Origin of the sequence: Fictibacillus enclensis, from assembly GCF_001457035.1 — a bacterium.
Lineage (GTDB): Bacteria > Bacillota > Bacilli > Bacillales > Fictibacillaceae > Fictibacillus_C > Fictibacillus_C enclensis.
Genome location: NZ_KQ758619.1, coordinates 71,999 through 88,153 on the forward strand (window position 1 = coordinate 71,999; position 16,155 = coordinate 88,153).

Annotated in this window: 17 protein-coding genes; 15 read left to right on the forward strand and 2 right to left on the reverse strand. The window is 45.1% G+C overall.

What is annotated here, in order from left to right; genetic code table 11:
* Positions 1-107 precede the first annotated feature (107 nt).
* From AS030_RS15705 to qoxD, 15 genes are all read left to right on the forward strand, one after another.
* The gene (locus tag AS030_RS15705; RefSeq protein ID WP_061973217.1) at positions 108-452 is read left to right on the forward strand and encodes a lmo0954 family membrane protein; all 345 of its coding nucleotides are present in this window, start codon (positions 108-110) and stop codon (positions 450-452) included.
* Positions 453-470: 18 nt separating this feature from the next.
* Positions 471-1,115 carry a PspA/IM30 family protein gene (locus tag AS030_RS15710; RefSeq protein ID WP_061973219.1) on the forward strand — a complete coding sequence of 215 codons (645 nt, stop codon included), beginning with the start codon at positions 471-473 and terminating at the stop codon, positions 1,113-1,115.
* Positions 1,116-1,202: 87 nt separating this feature from the next.
* Positions 1,203-1,934, forward strand: a complete 732-nt coding sequence (gene liaF, locus AS030_RS15715) for a cell wall-active antibiotics response protein LiaF (RefSeq protein ID WP_061973221.1) — start codon at positions 1,203-1,205, stop codon at positions 1,932-1,934.
* Positions 1,931-2,974: a sensor histidine kinase gene (locus tag AS030_RS15720; protein ID WP_061973223.1), complete on the forward strand. Its 1,044-nt coding sequence runs from the start codon at positions 1,931-1,933 to the stop codon at positions 2,972-2,974. Before liaF ends, AS030_RS15720 begins: the two co-directional genes overlap by 4 nt.
* The gene (locus AS030_RS15725; protein ID WP_061973226.1) at positions 2,967-3,599 is read left to right on the forward strand and encodes a response regulator transcription factor; all 633 of its coding nucleotides are present in this window, start codon (positions 2,967-2,969) and stop codon (positions 3,597-3,599) included. The genes AS030_RS15720 and AS030_RS15725 overlap by 8 nt, the downstream gene beginning before the upstream one ends.
* A 395-nt stretch (positions 3,600-3,994) precedes the next feature.
* Positions 3,995-5,188, forward strand: a complete 1,194-nt coding sequence (locus AS030_RS15730; protein WP_061973229.1) for a glycine C-acetyltransferase — start codon at positions 3,995-3,997, stop codon at positions 5,186-5,188.
* A 33-nt stretch (positions 5,189-5,221) separates the two neighbouring features.
* Complete coding sequence (locus AS030_RS15735) at positions 5,222-6,184, forward strand: L-threonine 3-dehydrogenase (protein ID WP_061973231.1); 963 nt, start codon at positions 5,222-5,224, stop codon at positions 6,182-6,184.
* 61 nt (positions 6,185-6,245) lie between these two features.
* Positions 6,246-7,460: a DEAD/DEAH box helicase gene (locus AS030_RS15740; protein WP_074440582.1), complete on the forward strand. Its 1,215-nt coding sequence runs from the start codon at positions 6,246-6,248 to the stop codon at positions 7,458-7,460.
* 24 nt (positions 7,461-7,484) lie between these two features.
* Positions 7,485-8,159, forward strand: a complete 675-nt coding sequence (locus tag AS030_RS15745; protein WP_061973234.1) for a response regulator transcription factor — start codon at positions 7,485-7,487, stop codon at positions 8,157-8,159.
* Complete coding sequence (locus tag AS030_RS15750) at positions 8,159-9,400, forward strand: sensor histidine kinase (protein WP_061973244.1); 1,242 nt, start codon at positions 8,159-8,161, stop codon at positions 9,398-9,400. The genes AS030_RS15745 and AS030_RS15750 overlap by 1 nt, the downstream gene beginning before the upstream one ends.
* Positions 9,401-9,476: 76 nt before the next feature.
* Entirely contained in the window at positions 9,477-9,926 is a 450-nt protein-coding gene (locus AS030_RS15755) for a DUF2231 domain-containing protein (protein ID WP_061973247.1), read from the forward strand.
* Positions 9,927-10,279: 353 nt separating this feature from the next.
* Positions 10,280-11,260 carry a cytochrome aa3 quinol oxidase subunit II gene (gene qoxA / locus AS030_RS15760; RefSeq protein WP_082635850.1) on the forward strand — a complete coding sequence of 327 codons (981 nt, stop codon included), beginning with the start codon at positions 10,280-10,282 and terminating at the stop codon, positions 11,258-11,260.
* Positions 11,261-11,278: 18 nt separating this feature from the next.
* Positions 11,279-13,222, forward strand: coding sequence for a cytochrome aa3 quinol oxidase subunit I (gene qoxB / locus AS030_RS15765; protein ID WP_061973252.1), 1,944 nt, complete (start codon positions 11,279-11,281; stop codon positions 13,220-13,222).
* A 14-nt stretch (positions 13,223-13,236) separates the two neighbouring features.
* Complete coding sequence (gene qoxC, locus AS030_RS15770; RefSeq protein WP_061973254.1) at positions 13,237-13,857, forward strand: cytochrome aa3 quinol oxidase subunit III; 621 nt, start codon at positions 13,237-13,239, stop codon at positions 13,855-13,857.
* Positions 13,847-14,266, forward strand: coding sequence for a cytochrome aa3 quinol oxidase subunit IV (qoxD, locus tag AS030_RS15775; RefSeq protein ID WP_420889657.1), 420 nt, complete (start codon positions 13,847-13,849; stop codon positions 14,264-14,266). Before qoxC ends, qoxD begins: the two co-directional genes overlap by 11 nt.
* Before the next feature lie 51 nt (positions 14,267-14,317).
* Here the strand turns inward: qoxD and AS030_RS15780 are convergent, their stop codons facing one another.
* A complete protein-coding gene (locus AS030_RS15780) occupies positions 14,318-14,602 on the reverse strand; it encodes a spore morphogenesis/germination protein YwcE (RefSeq protein ID WP_061973260.1) in 285 nt (94 codons plus the stop codon).
* Positions 14,603-14,876: 274 nt separating this feature from the next.
* Entirely contained in the window at positions 14,877-16,148 is a 1,272-nt protein-coding gene (locus AS030_RS15785; protein WP_061973262.1) for a glutamate-5-semialdehyde dehydrogenase, read from the reverse strand.
* Positions 16,149-16,155 lie beyond the last annotated feature (7 nt).

Here is a 16,155-nt window from a genome sequence, read left to right on the forward strand (position 1 = left end):
GTTCTCTATGAAAATACGCCTCAAGTCTTAGCAGAAATATAGCTGGAGTACATTATAGGAAAATTCACCAGAAGGTAAGCTAGAGTTAAGAAAGGAGGAAACAACAAATGAAAAAATTTGGTTTGTTTTTACTCGGAGGCATTGCGGCGGTTATCCTGCTGGCGAACCTCGGACCGATGATCGGCCTCGCGATCGGGCTGGTGATTCTATATTTTGCCGTCAAGGGCTTCATGAAGGCGGAAACGACATCCAAGAAAGTAATCTGGGCCGTAATCGGCATAATCGCGGCGTGCTCCGCTATATCCAATATTCCGGCATTGCTGGGAATTGCAGCAGTTTATGTACTATACGTGGTGTATAAGAGCTGGAGCGGGAAAAAACAGGATTCGAACGATGACAGTGACCCATTTGTAAACTTTGAAAAACAATGGGCAGAAATGAACAGAAACTAACAAAAGGAGAGAGGATTAATGAGTACATTGTTTACAAGAATCAAGAATTCTATTGTGGCGGATTTTCATGAAATGCTGGATCAAAAAGAACAGAAAAACCCGATTGCCCTGCTCAACCAATATTTACGGCAGTGCGAGCAGGAAGCGGACCGGGTCAGAAAGCTGGTGGAACGCCAATATACGCTGACTGAGGAATTTACAAAAGAACATCGGGAAGCAAAGGCCCACGCAGAAAAACGAAAGCGGCAGGCGGATTTGGCACTTCAAGCCGGTGAAAGCGAGCTGCATGAATTTGCAGTGGCTGAACAGCAGCAATACGAGGAACGTGCAGCCCGGCTGAATCAATCAAGAGAAGAAGCGGCACGCGAGCTTCAAAATTTGGAGCAAAAGTTTGAGCAAATGAAGCATAAATTAAAGGATATGTATGTGAAGCGCATGGAATTAATGGGCCGTGAGAATATTGCCCGGGCAAACCGGGGCATGAACAAGGTGCTTGATGCGAGTGCAGGCGCTAAGCCGGGGCTGCGTTTCGATGAAATGGAGCGTTATCTTGAGCGGCTTGAGCATCAAGTCAATTCCGACTACCACCGCAACACGATCGATGAGCGTTTTGCCCAGCTTGAAAAACAATGGGAAAGTAAAGAAAAACCTACGATTTCCTAAGATAAAAATGGTATTCTAAAAGGCGTAGAGCTCTGCGCCTTTTAGGAATATTTAGGAGCCGGAGACTGAGAGAGAAGGGGGTGCACCATGTTTAGCGGTAAGAAAACAGATTTAATCAGCTGGCTGCTATTGATCGGTCTATTTCTTCTTATTCTTGAACTTATTTTTCGCGGCGGCGAACTGATTTTCATTTTTGCCGTTATGGCAGGCTGCATCTATGTTGGAGGGAAAAGAAGGACTCGGACATTCGGGAAGCTCCTCTATTGGGGAGGATGGTTTGGAGCAGCAGTTACATTGCTGAATATGATGGCATTCAAATTTGTGCTTGTTGCTATTCTCATTTATCTGCTGATCCAGGTGTACCAGAACAAAAAACGGCCGGCATGGATTAAGCCGGAAATCAGAGAACCGGATTCCAGGCTGTCCGAGTCACTCTTTAAAAAGAAAAATTTATTTAAAAACATTGTGTACGGACCTCAGCAAACCCCGGACCATGTGTACGAGTGGGAAGATATTAATATTCAATGCGGAATCGGCGACACGGTCATTGATCTCAGCAATACGGTCCTCCCTGAGGGCGAGTCAGTAATCACGGTTCGAAACATTGTCGGCAATATCAAAATTTTCGTTCCGTACGAAGTGGCCGTCAGCGTCCATCACTCAGTGTTTGCAGGCAACGCGACCATTTTTGATATCCATGAACCGAGAGTGTTTAATCAGCTTTTTTCCTACCATACGGATAACTACTATGAAGCGTCACAGCGGATTAAGATCATCACGACGTTGGCGGTTGGGGATTTAGAGGTGAAGCGGACATGAGTATGTTAATGCGCAGTGTCGTCATGTCCCTTGCCATCGCTTTTGTCGTTATGTTGGTGATCTTCATTACGGTGTTTATGGCGTTTCCCCTGCCTGATGTCTCTTATTTATGGGAGCAGCATCTGTTCAGCCTGCCGTTTATAGTGGTTGTTCCTGCCTTGAGCCTTGTTATTGGCGGTTTTTTTGGTTTGTTTCAGGGCATCACTGCACGCCGGCAGCTGAAGCAGGTGGAAGAAGGATTGCGGGAAATCGAGAACGGCAGACCCATCTATCTTCCGGTGGTGTCCGAGGGCACGGAAGTGGATGCGCTCTGGAAAAGAATGAAAAATGTTCAGCGCCATGCTGCGGAGCAGGCAAGGGCATCCCAGAAGCTGGCAAATGAGAAAGCGGAAGACCAGGAAAAAGTCATTCAGGAAATGATCTCAAGAGAGCGGCACCGTTTGGCAAGGGAACTGCATGATTCCGTCAGCCAGCAGCTGTTTGCCGCCTCTATGCTGATGTCCGCCATTAATGAATCCAAAGATCCGGATGCACCCGAAAACCGTCAGCTCAATTTGGTGGAGCAGATGATCCATCAGTCCCAGCTGGAGATGAGAGCCTTATTGCTCCATCTTCGCCCTGCCGCTTTGAAAGGAAAGTCATTGCAGGAAGGAATTAAAGAGCTACTCGATGAACTGACTCAAAAAGTACCGATTGACATTCATGAAAAAATTGAAGACATGCGTTTGGATAAAGGTGTGGAAGACCATCTGTTCCGGATTTTGCAGGAGTCGGTTTCCAATACATTAAGGCACGCAAATGCCACCTCGTTGGAGATTTTGCTGATCGAGCGGGAAGGCCTGATTATTTTACGGGTGTCCGACAATGGCGTTGGGTTTGCACTTGATGAAAATAAAGCAGGCTCATATGGTTTACAAAATATGCAGGAACGGGCGCTGGAAATTGGCGGTACGTTAAAAGTGGTGAGTCTGCCCGACAAAGGGACCCGACTGGAAGTGAAAGTACCCGTAATTTCGATGGAGGAGGATCAAAATGATTAAAGTATTGTTTGCGGATGATCATGAAATGGTGAGGATCGGTGTTTCATCCTACCTTTCCGCCCAGCAGGACCTGACCGTGGTCGGTGAGGCGGAAAATGGAAAAAAGGCCGTAGAGCTGGCTCTTGAGCTGCGTCCGGATGTGATCTTGATGGATCTTGTTATGAATGAAATGGATGGCATTGAGGCAACCAAAAAGATTATCGAACAATGGCCCGAAGCCAAAATCATTATTGTCACCAGCTTTCTGGATGATGAAAAAGTGTATCCCGCCATTGAGGCCGGTGCGGTAAGCTATATGCTAAAAACCTCCAAAGCCAGCGAGATTGCGGATGCGGTTCGAAATACATATTATGGCCAGTCCGTTCTGGAGCCCGAAGTGACAGGCAAAATGATGAACCGCATGCGGCAAAGGAACCAGCAGCAGCCGCACGAGGAACTCACGAGCCGCGAGCTGGAAGTCCTCTTCCTCATGACAGAGGGGAAATCCAACCAGGAAATCGCCGATGCCCTCTTCATCGCCCAGAAAACCGTAAAAGTCCACGTAAGCAACATCCTGAGCAAACTCGACGTACAAGACCGCACCCAGGCCGTCATCTATGCTTTTAAGCATAATTTGGTAAAATAGTAGAGCTTTCTTTAGTTTTGCTTGCTTTGAGGAATTTTTAAAACTTCCTTGAGCAATTGATTGAAGTGGAAAGCGAGCACCTTGGAACGGAGATCATCCTTTCAAGAGTAACAATAAAAAATAGGCTTGGTTTAAATATCACCGCCAGCATAACCTTCATGCCGGCGGTTTTTTGCATTCACCGATAAATCCTTGAGAAACGGGGAATAAAATAGTAGACAGAGAAGTGTGAATATTGTCCACATGATGTAAACAAAATCGAAATATGATAATATAATTTAAGAACGAGATACTTATCATCACTGACTAAACTCTGAATAAAAGTGTCTTTCTCACGTGTACATTTGTTCAGACTCACATAACATATTTTTTTATCCATGAAAGGAGAGTAAATTATGTCAAGTCATGTACTGGACCAATTTTTACAAGAAAACCTTGGAGATTTAAAAGAAAAAGGGCTTTATAACGTGATTGATCCGCTCCAAAGTGCGAACGGACCGGTCATCAAGGTTGGCGGAAATGAACTGATCAACCTCTCTTCCAACAACTATCTTGGATTGGCGACGGATGAGCGCCTGAAGAAGGCTGCCAAAGAGGCCATTGAAGAATATGGTGTTGGTGCAGGGGCAGTGCGTACGATCAACGGTACGATGGAGCTTCATTTGAAGCTTGAAGAAAAGCTGGCGGAATTCAAACATACGGAAGCCGCGATCGCTTATCAGTCCGGTTTCAACTGCAACATGGCTGCCATCTCTGCTGTCATGGATAAAAATGACGCAATCCTTTCTGATGAATTAAATCATGCCTCCATTATCGACGGTTGCCGTTTATCAAAAGCAAAGATTATCCGGGTGAACCATTCCGACATGGACGATCTTCGTGCGAAAGCGAAGGAAGCCAAGGAATCCGGCTTATATAACAAAATCATGGTCATTACGGACGGTGTTTTCTCCATGGACGGAGATATTGCCAAACTGCCTGAAATCGTTGAAATTGCAGAAGAATTTGACCTGATTACGTATGTGGATGATGCCCACGGTTCTGGCGTGCTGGGCAATGGCGCAGGAACGGTAAAGCACTTTGGGCTGTCCGACCGAGTAGATTTCCAAATCGGTACACTTTCAAAGGCAATTGGTGTGGTCGGCGGATATGTGGCCGGCAAGAAGGATTTAATCGACTGGCTCAAAGTCAGAAGCCGTCCATTCCTATTCTCCACCTCCCTTACTCCAGGAGATGTGGCCGCTTGTACAAAAGCCATCGAAATCCTGACTTCCAGCACAGAGCTGCAGGAACGTCTTTGGGAAAACAGCAAATACTTAAAACAGGGTCTTGAAAAGCTCGGTTTTGATATTGGGAACAGCGAAACACCTATTACACCGGTAATCGTTGGGGATGAAGTCAAGACGCAGGAATTCAGTAAAAAGCTGAACGAAGAAGGCGTATATGCGAAGTCCATTGTTTTTCCTACCGTACCAAGAGGGACTGGCCGAGTAAGAAATATGCCTACTGCCGCCCATACAAAGGAAATGCTCGACCAAGCTCTTGCCATTTACGCAAAAGTCGGCAAGCAGATGGGGATTATCTCCTGATCGCACAACCGGCGTAGATTTGGAGGAATGATGATGAAGAAGATTCTGATTACAGGGGCGCTTGGCCAAATCGGTTCAGAGCTGGTCATGCATGCCCGTAACATATATGGAAATGACAATGTTATTGCAACGGATATCCGAAAAACCGACAGCGCGGTCGTCCATTCGGGACCATTTGAGGTGCTGGACGTTACCGATCCGCAAGCGATGGCAAGCATTATGAAAAAACATCAGGCAGATACCATGATCCACCTTGCAGCCCTGCTCTCTGCCACTGCAGAAGCAAAGCCTTTGCTCGCGTGGAACCTGAATATGGGTGGACTGGTGAATGCGTTGGAGGTGGCCAAAGAAATGAACTGTCAGTTCTTTACGCCAAGCTCCATTGGCGCTTTTGGCCCGTCTACACCGAAGGACCAGACACCGCAGGATACGATTCAGCGTCCAACCACGATGTACGGAGTCAACAAAGTAGCTGGCGAGCTGCTCTGTGATTATTATTATCACAAGTTTGGACTGGATACACGGGGTCTTCGTTTCCCTGGGTTAATTTCATATGTAACGCCTCCTGGGGGCGGAACAACCGATTATGCGGTCGAAATTTATTACGAAGCGGTACGCCAAGGAAGCTATACCTCTTTCATTGATGCAGAAACCTACATGGATATGATGTATATGCCGGATGCCTTGAATGCGATCATCAACCTGATGGAAGCAGACCCTTCCAAGCTGATACACCGCAATTCGTTTAATGTGTCGGCCATGAGCATCGAACCGGAACAAATCGCAGCATCTATCAAAAAGCAGATGCCTTCCTTTAGGATGGATTATGATGTGGATCCAATCAGACAGGCAATTGCCGAAAGCTGGCCCAACCATATCGATTCATCTGCTGCTGCCAATGAATGGGGCTTTAAAACAGACTATAATTTAGATAAAATGACAGCAGATATGCTGTCAAAGCTTACTGATAAGCTGAACAACAAAGTGGCAAATTAAATACTAAAGAAAAAGGAAGCCTGAACTGGCTTCCTTTTTTAGAACGGAAAGGAGTACATAAATGGCTGATTTTAACTTCATGCATCTGAACCAGCGGCTTTTGGAATCACTGAAGAACCAGGGGATTTACGAGCCGACGCCGATCCAGGAACAGGTTATCCCTCTTCTATTGGAGGGAACGGATGTGATCGCCAAGTCACAGACCGGAACAGGGAAAACCATGGCATTTGCCTTGCCTGTTCTGCAGCGGATAGATCCAAAAGTCAAAAATGTCCAAGCATTGATTGTGGCACCAACAAGAGAACTGGCCATCCAGGTGGCGGAGGAAGTAAGAAAATTAAGTGAACCGATGGGCATTGATGTTTTATCCGTGTATGGAGGACAGGATGTAGCCGCGCAAATCCATAAGCTCGGCGGAAGCGTGCAGATCATTATTGCTACCCCAGGCCGCCTTCTCGACCATGTCAGGAGGGGCACAGTGGATTTATCGCAAGCCTCCATGCTTGTTCTGGATGAAGCCGACCAAATGCTTCATATAGGATTTCTTGAAGACGTGGAAGAAATTATCCGGCAGACATCCAAAGAGCGCCAAACGATGCTTTTTTCCGCTACAATGCCTCCTGAGATTGTGAAACTGGCAGAAACCTATTTAAACCACCCGAAAGAGATTTCCGTACGAAAAAAGGAAATCACCGTGAAAGAAATCAGGCAGCGGGTTATAGAAACAACCGACCGCTCCAAGCAGGATGACTTAAAAAAACTGCTTCGGATGCACCGGCCGTATCTGGCAATCATTTTTTGCCGTACGAAACGCAGAGTGAGCAAATTGTATGAAGCCTTGAGGGAAGCCGGGCTTGAAGCGGACCAACTGCACGGAGATCTATCACAGGCTAAGCGGGAAGCAGCAATGCAGCGCTTCAGGCAGGGAGAGACCCGTTTCCTTATTGCAACCGATGTGGCTGCACGGGGACTGGATGTCGAGGGCGTTACTCATGTGATTAACTATGATATTCCCCATGATACCGAAAGCTATATCCACCGGATCGGACGTACAGGGCGTGCAGGCAGCAAGGGGCTGGCCATCACCCTGGTTGCTCAAAAGGACCGAAAGTATCTGGAGCTGATTGAAAAAGGAATCCGGCAGCCGATCCAAAAGCAAGTACTGGAAAAGCCGGAACGGAAGGATATCATCTCACCAGAAGCGAAAAAAAATGGGCAGAACCCCCGTGAGCCATATCAATCAAGCTTTAAAAAAGGCAAAAGGCCCCGGAGGTAATGACTCATATGGGAGCAATGATCTATGAAAGTTTTATTGGCTGAAGACGATCGCCGTCTCGCCCGTCTGGTCATAAAAATGCTTGAAGATGAAGGATATCGGCTCGAGTGGTGTGAAGATGGCGAAACCGCTTTGTACCGTGGCCTTGAAGAACCTTTTGATATTATGATTTTAGATTGGATGCTTCCGAAAAAAGACGGAATTGCTGTCTGCCGTGAACTGCGGGAAGAAGGCTATAATGGCGCCATTCTTATGCTTACTGCAAGGAATCAGGTGGATGACCTTGTTCTCGGATTTGAATCGGGTGCCGACGATTATCTGGCAAAACCTTTTGAGTTCAAGGAGCTATTTGCCAGGCTGGCTGCGCTGGGCAGAAGACGGACATTTCAATATGAAGAAAGCTGGATGGAAATCGGGGATTTACGTCTCGATATTCAACGCCATGTGCTAAAGCGAAAAGATGAAACCATACAGCTGACGCCAAAAGAATTTCAGCTTCTTGAGTTGTTTGCCCGCCATAAAAATCAGGTGCTGACACGAGAAGTTATTCTTCAACATGTTTGGGGAGCAGAAAGTGACGTGACGATGAATACACTTGAAGCATTTATCAAATTATTGAGGAAAAAGCTGGATCCTTCCGGCAAGAAAAAATACATTCAAACCGTCAGGGGAATCGGTTACCAAATGGTGAGAGACTGATGCTGCAACAATTGAGACGGAAACTGACATGGAATTACAGCAGCTGGTTCTTTATTACGCTGTTTATTATTTTTGTACTGTTATATTTTTTAGTAAAAGGCATGATGTTTGAGACTGCCAGAGAGGACATCCAGGATATTCTTCATTACGAGCTGAATAAAGACAAGGCTTCAGAGCTCAATGAAGATTCTGTAACACAGGATCAAGGTTCACCCTATTATTCAGTAGTCGTAAAAAACGGATCCGGTAATTCAACAGGAAAAACGAATCAGGCGTTTAACCGATTTGTTCAATCCAAATCATGCTGTTCCCGGAAAGGCAAACTCGCAGAATTAAACGGAAAGAACGGCCATGAGAAACAGCACATCATCTATGCAAGTGCACGTCTGAATGAGAAAACGGTCCTGTATGTCGGAAAAAACATCAGTGGCGTCCATGAAAAGGTGGAGCGCTGGTTTTTCCTGCTTTCCCTTCTGGGTCTGGCGGTCTTTATTTTATCCGTCGTCATGGGAGAACGACTGTCCAGAAAAGCGTTAAAGCCGGTGATTCAGAATATGGAGAGCCAGAAAAAATTTATTGCTGATGCTTCCCATGAACTCCGGACACCCATAAGTATCTTTTCTGCTTCACTTGAAGTATTGGAAAAAGAGGAAAAAAGCAAGATGTCGTCTTTTTCCCAGGAAACGCTCAATGAATTAAAGGAAGAGGTTCATCAGATGAAAAACCTGGTGTCTCATCTCCTGACGCTGGCCAAAGACCAGGAACGGCAAGAAATTCATAAAGATTCTTTCTCGATTAATGAGCTTGCAAGGAAAATGGCCAGTCAATATGAGCGGCTCTCTCAAAGCACACGAACTGTCAAAGTGATTGCCCCTCCTGAAGATCTTATAGTGGAAGCGGACAGGGTGAGAATTAAAGAACTGCTTCAACTATTGCTCGATAACGCGCTTAAATACTCTGACGCGGGTTCTCCAGTTGAAATCAGGCTTAAAGCGCAGGCAAAGAATAATTTGGTGATTGAAATAAGAGACGAAGGAGAAGGCATTCCTTCGGCGGATTTGCCTTATCTGTTTGACCGTTTTTATCGAGTGGACAAGGGAAGGTCCCGGACACAGGGCGGGGCAGGTCTTGGTTTATCGATTGCTAAAGAAATCACCAGTCTATATAGAGGAAGCATAGAGGCCGAAAGCCAGCCGGGCAAAGGCACTACCTTCAGAGTAGAGCTGCCGGTCCTGGCGTAATATATAATGTTTTTTTCAGTTTAATTTCAGTTTCTTTGTGTATGTTAAAAAAAACACAAGGGAGCTGAAATTTTTAATGCTATCTACTCCGCTTCATCCATTGTTAGTTCACTTCCCTATTGCCTTGCTTATCATTGGTGTGATTGTACAGATCATCGCTGTTTGGAAGAAACCATTTTTTGACCGGCTGGCATTATTCCTATTCTCGACCGGCTTTTTGACAGGAATCCTTGCTTATGTGTCAGGAGACGGGGCTGAACACTTTTTAAGAGACCAGGCAGGTCACAGTATTGAGAGTGCGGTTCATATTCATGAAACCTATGCACTGGTCACTCTTTTTATTTTTGGAGCTGTCGTTTTGCTGAAACTGCTCCATATGTTTGGATTCATTAAGCCTCTTTTACCGCTGGTGCTTGTCCTTTCATTAGCCGGTGCGGTTACATTGTCTCTTACAGGGCATTACGGCGGCAAAATGGTATACCATCCGGAATCCATTACTTCTGACTCTTCGCCCGCCAATAAATAAGGGAATGATGGGAAAAAAATAAGACCTAAGAATGGAAAAACTTAAGTGTTGAAATTATTTTTCGGAAGTGGTTTAATATGAAACGCAGAGGGAAATAACATAGTTAGAACTTAAATGAGTCGCCGTAGACGGCGGCTTTTTCTTTTCTTGCGTATGGAAATAATTCGGAAATGGAAGCGTAAGAAGGAAATCCCAGAAATATGAACATTCTTTGAAAAATATGTGATGAAGTCGTGAAATTTAGTTGAAGAACTTATGACAGTTTATAAAAGGGTATCTATTTTTGGTGGGAATTTGGTATTATGTGAACAAAAGCACAATGTTAGTTATTTTGCAGTGAGAAACCTCACACGATGTTGAAAGGAAGGAAGGTGGGCCTAGTGTTTAAGCGGTTTAAACCGTTTTTTGCGTTGGGACTTTTGCTGTCCGTTTTCTTCTTGGGCGGATGCAGCAATTATATAGTTCTTGATCCGAAAGGGCCTGTTGCTGCGCAACAGAAGGATCTTATTCTTTACTCTATTGGGTTTATGGCACTTATTTGCGTTGTGGTTTATGTCTTATTCACAGTCATCGTTATTAAATACCGCGACCGAAAGAACGATGATAACTTTGAACCGGATCATCATGGAAGCAAAAAGCTTGAAACGATCTGGACAGTTATTCCGATTTTGATTATTATCGCTCTTGCTATTCCGACGGTTACATCGATTTATGATCTCGAGAAGGCGCCGGTTTCTGCTTCAGGCGAAAAGAAGGAACCTCTTGTCATTACTGCTACAGCAGTAGACTGGAAATGGATCTTCTCCTATCCGGAGCAGGGCATTGAAACGGTCAACTACATTAATATTCCAAAAGACCGTCCGGTTCAGTTTAAATTGACCTCTGCAGATTCAATGTCTTCATTCTGGGTTCCAGCACTTGGGGGCCAAAAGTACGCGATGCCAGGTATGGAAACGAAATTATACTTACAAGCCGACCATACCGGAACATTCTCCGGCAGAAACTCGAACTTTAATGGTGAAGGATTCACTCACCAGATTTTTGATGTGCATTCTGTTTCACAAAGTGATTTTGACAAATGGGCAAAAGATACGAAGAGCAAGGCGCCTAAGTTGTCTAAAAAACAGTATGATCAGTTAATGCTTCAAGGCGAAGCAAAAAAGATGACATTCTCATCCACACATTTAAAATGGGTAGATCATGCTAAAGATAGAGACTATGCAGTGAAGACCCGTGAACGCTTAGGAGTAGTTCCGCAAAACCCGCACGGTTCAAAAGCGAAAGATGCGAATAATCCGGAACAAGACTCTCATGGGGTATCTCATTCTCATTAATAGAGGAGGCACAAAATTATGAAATGGGATGAATTTTTTGTTACCGGTGACCCGCTGATTTACGGTGCGGACGTTTCCATCGGTTTAACAGTAATCGGAATTCTATTTTATCTGACATATTTTAAAAAATGGCAGTGGCTATGGAGAGAATGGCTTACTACCGTTGACCATAAGAAATTAGGAATTATGTACATCGCTTCCGCAGTGCTCATGCTGTTCCGTGGCGGTGTCGATGCTTTGCTTATGCGTGTGCAGCTTGCTACACCGGATTCCAAGTTTCTGGATGCACAGCACTATAACGAAATTTTCACAACACATGGTACGATCATGATCATTTTCATGGCCATGCCGTTCTTGATTGGACTTATCAACGTTGTTATTCCGCTTCAAATCGGAGCACGTGACGTGGCTTTTCCATATTTGAATGCCGTCAGTTTCTGGACATTCTTTATTGGTGCCATGCTGTTTAACATTTCCTTCGTTATCGGGGGATCACCATCTGCCGGCTGGACCAGCTATATGCCGCTTGCCGGTAATGAATTGAGTCCCGGGCCTGGCCAAAACTACTACTTGCTCGGACTGCAGATCGCGGGGATTGGTACCCTGTTAACGGGTATTAACTTCCTTGTCACGATTCTTAAAATGCGTGCACCTGGTATGACATTGTTCAAAATGCCGATGTTTACCTGGTCAGCATTGATTACTATGATTATCATCGTGTTTGCGTTCCCTATTCTTACTGTGGCGCTTGCGCTTATGACATTTGACCGTTTGTTCGGTGCCCATTTCTTTACCCTTCAAGGGGCTGGAATGGATATGCTTTGGGCCAACCTTTTCTGGTTATGGGGCCATCCGGAAGTATATATTGTTGTCCTTCCTGCTTTTGGTATGTTCTCAGAAATTATCAGTACTTTCTCACGCAAAGTACTTTTCGGTTACAAAGCAATGGTTTGGGCGATGGTTATTATCGCCGGTTACAGCTTCTTGGTTTGGGTTCACCACTTCTTTACCATGGGTCAAGGAGAGCTTGTTAACTCAGTATTCTCCATTACAACAATGATTATTGGTATTCCTACCGGGATCAAGATCTTCAACTGGCTGTTCACGATGTACAAAGGTAAGATTTCCTTTACGACACCAATGCTTTGGTCACTTGGCTTTATCGTAAACTTTGTAATCGGTGGGGTTACAGGCGTCATGCTTGCGATGGCTGCAGCTGACTACCAGTACCATAACACGTACTTCCTGGTTGCCCACTTCCACTATGTATTGATCGCTGGTACCGTATTCTCATGTTTCGCAGGACTTATTTTCTGGTATCCGAAAATGTTTGGTTACAAGCTGAACGAAGCGATAGGAAAATGGGTATTCTGGGTGTTCAACATTGGCTTTAACGTATGTTTCATCCCTCAGTTCATTCTGGGTCTTGACGGAATGCCGCGTCGTGTTTACACATACAGCGCTGCATCCGGCTGGGGGGGCTTAAACATGCTCTCCACTGTTGGTGGATTCTTGATGGGTATCGCGTTCTTGATTCTTGCTTACAATTTTTACTACAGCTTCCGTTATTCAGAACGGGAAAATACGGGCGATTCCTGGGGTCTTGGACGTACACTTGAGTGGGCAACCACTTCTGCCGTACCGCCGCATTATAACTTTGCGGTTACACCGACCGTTACTGCCATGGATCCGTTGATTCAAATGAAACGGGACAAACAAGATGTTAAACCGAAGATTGAGGATATTAAAAAGATTCACATGCCGGACAATTCAGGAGTTCCATTCTTCATGGCTTCCTTCTTCTTTGTCGCAGGATTCGGTTTAGTGTTTGAATGGTATTGGATGGGTATTGTTGGTTTGATCGGTGTGTTTATTACCTTGATCATCCGCTCATTCGATAAAAACGAAGGATATTATGTAAGTGAAGAAGAAATAAAAGAAACTGAACGGTTAACCGTTTAAAGGAGGCGTGAACAATGGCACATGCAGAAGTACACGATCATAACACGCCTTTAGAATATCAGTCAGAGACCGGGCGCTTAAACATCCTCGGTTTCTGGGTTTTCCTTGGGGCGGAGATTGCGTTGTTTTCGACGCTGTTTGCAACATACCTGGTTTTGATGTACAGAACAGCCGACGGCCCTACCCCACATGAGCTTTTTGAATTAAAAGGTGTGTTGATTGAAACTTTCCTTCTACTGACAAGTAGTTTCACGTGCGGTATTGCTATTCACGAAATGCGACGCCGCAATCGAAAAGGTTTATTTATTTGGATGATCATCACATTGGCCTTGGGTGCAGGATTCCTTGGCTATGAGATCTACGAGTTTGTAACCTATGTGCATGAGGGCGCTGCTCTTGGAACGAGCGCATTCTGGTCCGGTTTCTTCGTTATTGTAGGAACACACGGACTGCACGTAACAATGGGTATCGCTTGGATTACCTTAATCTTGATACAGGTGGCAAGACGGGGACTAACACCTCAAACGTCTGCTAAAGTCTTTATTTCAAGTCTTTACTGGCACTTCCTTGACGTGGTGTGGATCTTTATCTTTACCGCCGTGTATTTAACAGGGATGGTGTTGCATAATGGCTAATCCACAAGATTCACTTTCCAGAGAGCATGGCGGAATTCCGTGGAAACACGTGATTGGATATATTTTGTCCATTGTTCTTACAGCACTCGCTCTTTGGGTGACGTTTGAAACCGGATTTTCCACCCGCACCATATTGATTATCATTTTTATCTTTGCCTTTTTGCAAGCGGCTCTTCAGCTTCTCATGTTCATGCATATGACAGAGAGCTCTGAAAAGAACAATACGCTTACGGGCAAGACACAGACAGGAAACATCCTGTTTGCGGCTTTCATCGCGATTGTTATCGTTGCCGGTTCTGTATGGGTTATGGGTGCAGGCCATGCGAAACATGATCACCATAAGATGGAAATGGATCATGATATGAAAATGGATGGCGACATGAAAATGGACCACGGTGATCATAAATAAGAACACAGAAAAGCACCTTGCAGATTCTGCAAGGTGCTTTTTTATATGGTTTTATTTAGACTCACGGTACAATCTGCGTCGTTCACGCTCACGGCGGATAAACGGAATCGCATAGATCCTGAAGGCCGCTACATGGGCGAACACGACGTTTGCAACGAATACAATATTAAATATTAGATGTGCTAAAGGATTTAAATCTCCCATAACGTACAGTCCTACATACAGCCACATGACAGCAATAAATGGAATCTGCCATAAGGCAAGTTTTCTATGATCATGCCATAGGAATAACGGAGTTGCAGTAGCAACGAAAAGATAGACAACATAAACATCCATTATAATCAGCTCCTTAAAATTGTGACAGCGTTTCCAATTGTGTCGAAGTTAGGTCTGTTTTGTGAACAATTTGTTACAGTTAGTATACCACATTTGAAAAAATTTACTACAGAAAAACAAAAAATTGGGACAAAATTTCTATATTTTCCTAAATGGATGGGAAATTCACTGGGACAATCGAGGGATTATTAACCTGTTCAGTCGTTAAAACCATCTGAAATTCCCGCACGTAAAAAAGCATGGCGCCGATACGCCATGCTTTTTCTCTTCATTTTTATCGGATTTGTCCGTCGCCTGTCATGCAGTACTTGGTGGTGGTCAGTGCAGGTAAGCCCATAGGACCGCGAGCATGGAGCTTTTGGGTGGATATACCGATTTCAGCCCCAAAGCCGAGTGCAGAGCCGTCAGTGAAGCGTGTGGACGCGTTATGGTACACAGCTGCTGCATCAACGCGGTTCATGAAATTTGCTGCTGCACGGGCATCTTCTGTAACGATGGCTTCAGAGTGTTTTGTTCCGTAGCGGTCAATATGCTCAACGGCTTCATCAATGCTGTTTACGGTTTTAATCGCAATGGAAAGGCTGAGAAATTCCTCTGCCCATTCTTGTTCAGTAGCAGGAAGGGCCTCGGAGAAAGTAGAAACGATGTGTTCATCACCATGGACCGTAATGCCTTGCTCCTTCAATGCACGTTCGAGTTCCTGCTGATTTGCGTCCAGCCAGTTTCGGTGAACGATCAGTGTCTCTGCAGCATTGCATACGGCAGGACGATCCGTTTTGGCGTTAATCAGGATATTCAGCGCTTTGTTAACATCTGCTGTTTCATCGAAATAAATATGGCAGTTCCCCACTCCGGTCTCCAGAACGGGTACGGTGGCTTCGTTCACTACGGTATTGATGAGTGAACCGCCTCCCCGGGGGATAAGAACATCAATATGTTCCTTCATTGTAAATAGTTCAGCTGAAGCCTTTCTGTCGGTCGTTGCAATGAGCTGAGCCGCATCAGATGGTATCTTTGTTTTGGATAAAGCCTGTTGAATGACGCGGATGATCCCTTTATTGGAATTTAGAGCGCTTGAACCGCCCTTTAATACGATAGCATTTCCTGACTTGAGCGCCAGTCCTGTGGCATCCACCGTGACGTTAGGGCGTGCTTCATAGATCATGCCGATCACGCCGAGTGGAACACGCTTTTGTTCGACTTTCATGCCATTATCGAGTGTCCATTCACTTACAATCTCACCGATTGGATCGTTTTGTCCCGCAACCTGTCTCAGTCCTTCAGCAAAGTCGGCAATTCGTTCTTCTGAAAGGGAAAGACGGTCCATAAAGGCTTGGGTAAAGTCTTTTTCTCTGCCGTTTTGCAGATCTTTTTCGTTTTCTTTTAAAATGAAGGCAGCCTGCCGTTCCAGCTCGTCTGCCAGGATATGCAATGCTTCGTTCTTTTCCTGTTCAGAAAGGCCTGCCAGTGTTTTGGACGCCATTTGCGCAGCCTTTGCCTGTTCTTTTACACTCAAATGGGTTACTTCTTTTTCTAAAATACTCATCAAACGC

Excerpts from the sequence above, each read along its gene's own strand:
- AS030_RS15750 (WP_061973244.1), top strand. The coding sequence starts at position 8,159 with ATGCTGCAACAATTGAGACGGAAACTGACATGGAATTACAGCAGCTGG.
- liaF (WP_061973221.1), top strand. The coding sequence starts at position 1,203 with ATGTTTAGCGGTAAGAAAACAGATTTAATCAGCTGGCTGCTATTGATC.
- AS030_RS15785 (WP_061973262.1), bottom strand. The coding sequence starts at position 16,148 with ATGAGTATTTTAGAAAAAGAAGTAACCCATTTGAGTGTAAAAGAACAG.
- AS030_RS15735 (WP_061973231.1), top strand. The coding sequence starts at position 5,222 with ATGAAGAAGATTCTGATTACAGGGGCGCTTGGCCAAATCGGTTCAGAG.
- AS030_RS15755 (WP_061973247.1), top strand. The coding sequence starts at position 9,477 with ATGCTATCTACTCCGCTTCATCCATTGTTAGTTCACTTCCCTATTGCC.
- AS030_RS15710 (WP_061973219.1), top strand. The coding sequence starts at position 471 with ATGAGTACATTGTTTACAAGAATCAAGAATTCTATTGTGGCGGATTTT.
- AS030_RS15725 (WP_061973226.1), top strand. The coding sequence starts at position 2,967 with ATGATTAAAGTATTGTTTGCGGATGATCATGAAATGGTGAGGATCGGT.
- qoxA (WP_082635850.1), top strand. The coding sequence starts at position 10,280 with ATGTTGAAAGGAAGGAAGGTGGGCCTAGTGTTTAAGCGGTTTAAACCG.
- AS030_RS15730 (WP_061973229.1), top strand. The coding sequence starts at position 3,995 with ATGTCAAGTCATGTACTGGACCAATTTTTACAAGAAAACCTTGGAGAT.
- AS030_RS15780 (WP_061973260.1), bottom strand. The coding sequence starts at position 14,602 with ATGGATGTTTATGTTGTCTATCTTTTCGTTGCTACTGCAACTCCGTTA.
- AS030_RS15720 (WP_061973223.1), top strand. The coding sequence starts at position 1,931 with ATGAGTATGTTAATGCGCAGTGTCGTCATGTCCCTTGCCATCGCTTTT.
- AS030_RS15745 (WP_061973234.1), top strand. The coding sequence starts at position 7,485 with ATGAAAGTTTTATTGGCTGAAGACGATCGCCGTCTCGCCCGTCTGGTC.
- qoxC (WP_061973254.1), top strand. The coding sequence starts at position 13,237 with ATGGCACATGCAGAAGTACACGATCATAACACGCCTTTAGAATATCAG.
- AS030_RS15740 (WP_074440582.1), top strand. The coding sequence starts at position 6,246 with ATGGCTGATTTTAACTTCATGCATCTGAACCAGCGGCTTTTGGAATCA.
- qoxB (WP_061973252.1), top strand. The coding sequence starts at position 11,279 with ATGAAATGGGATGAATTTTTTGTTACCGGTGACCCGCTGATTTACGGT.
- AS030_RS15705 (WP_061973217.1), top strand. The coding sequence starts at position 108 with ATGAAAAAATTTGGTTTGTTTTTACTCGGAGGCATTGCGGCGGTTATC.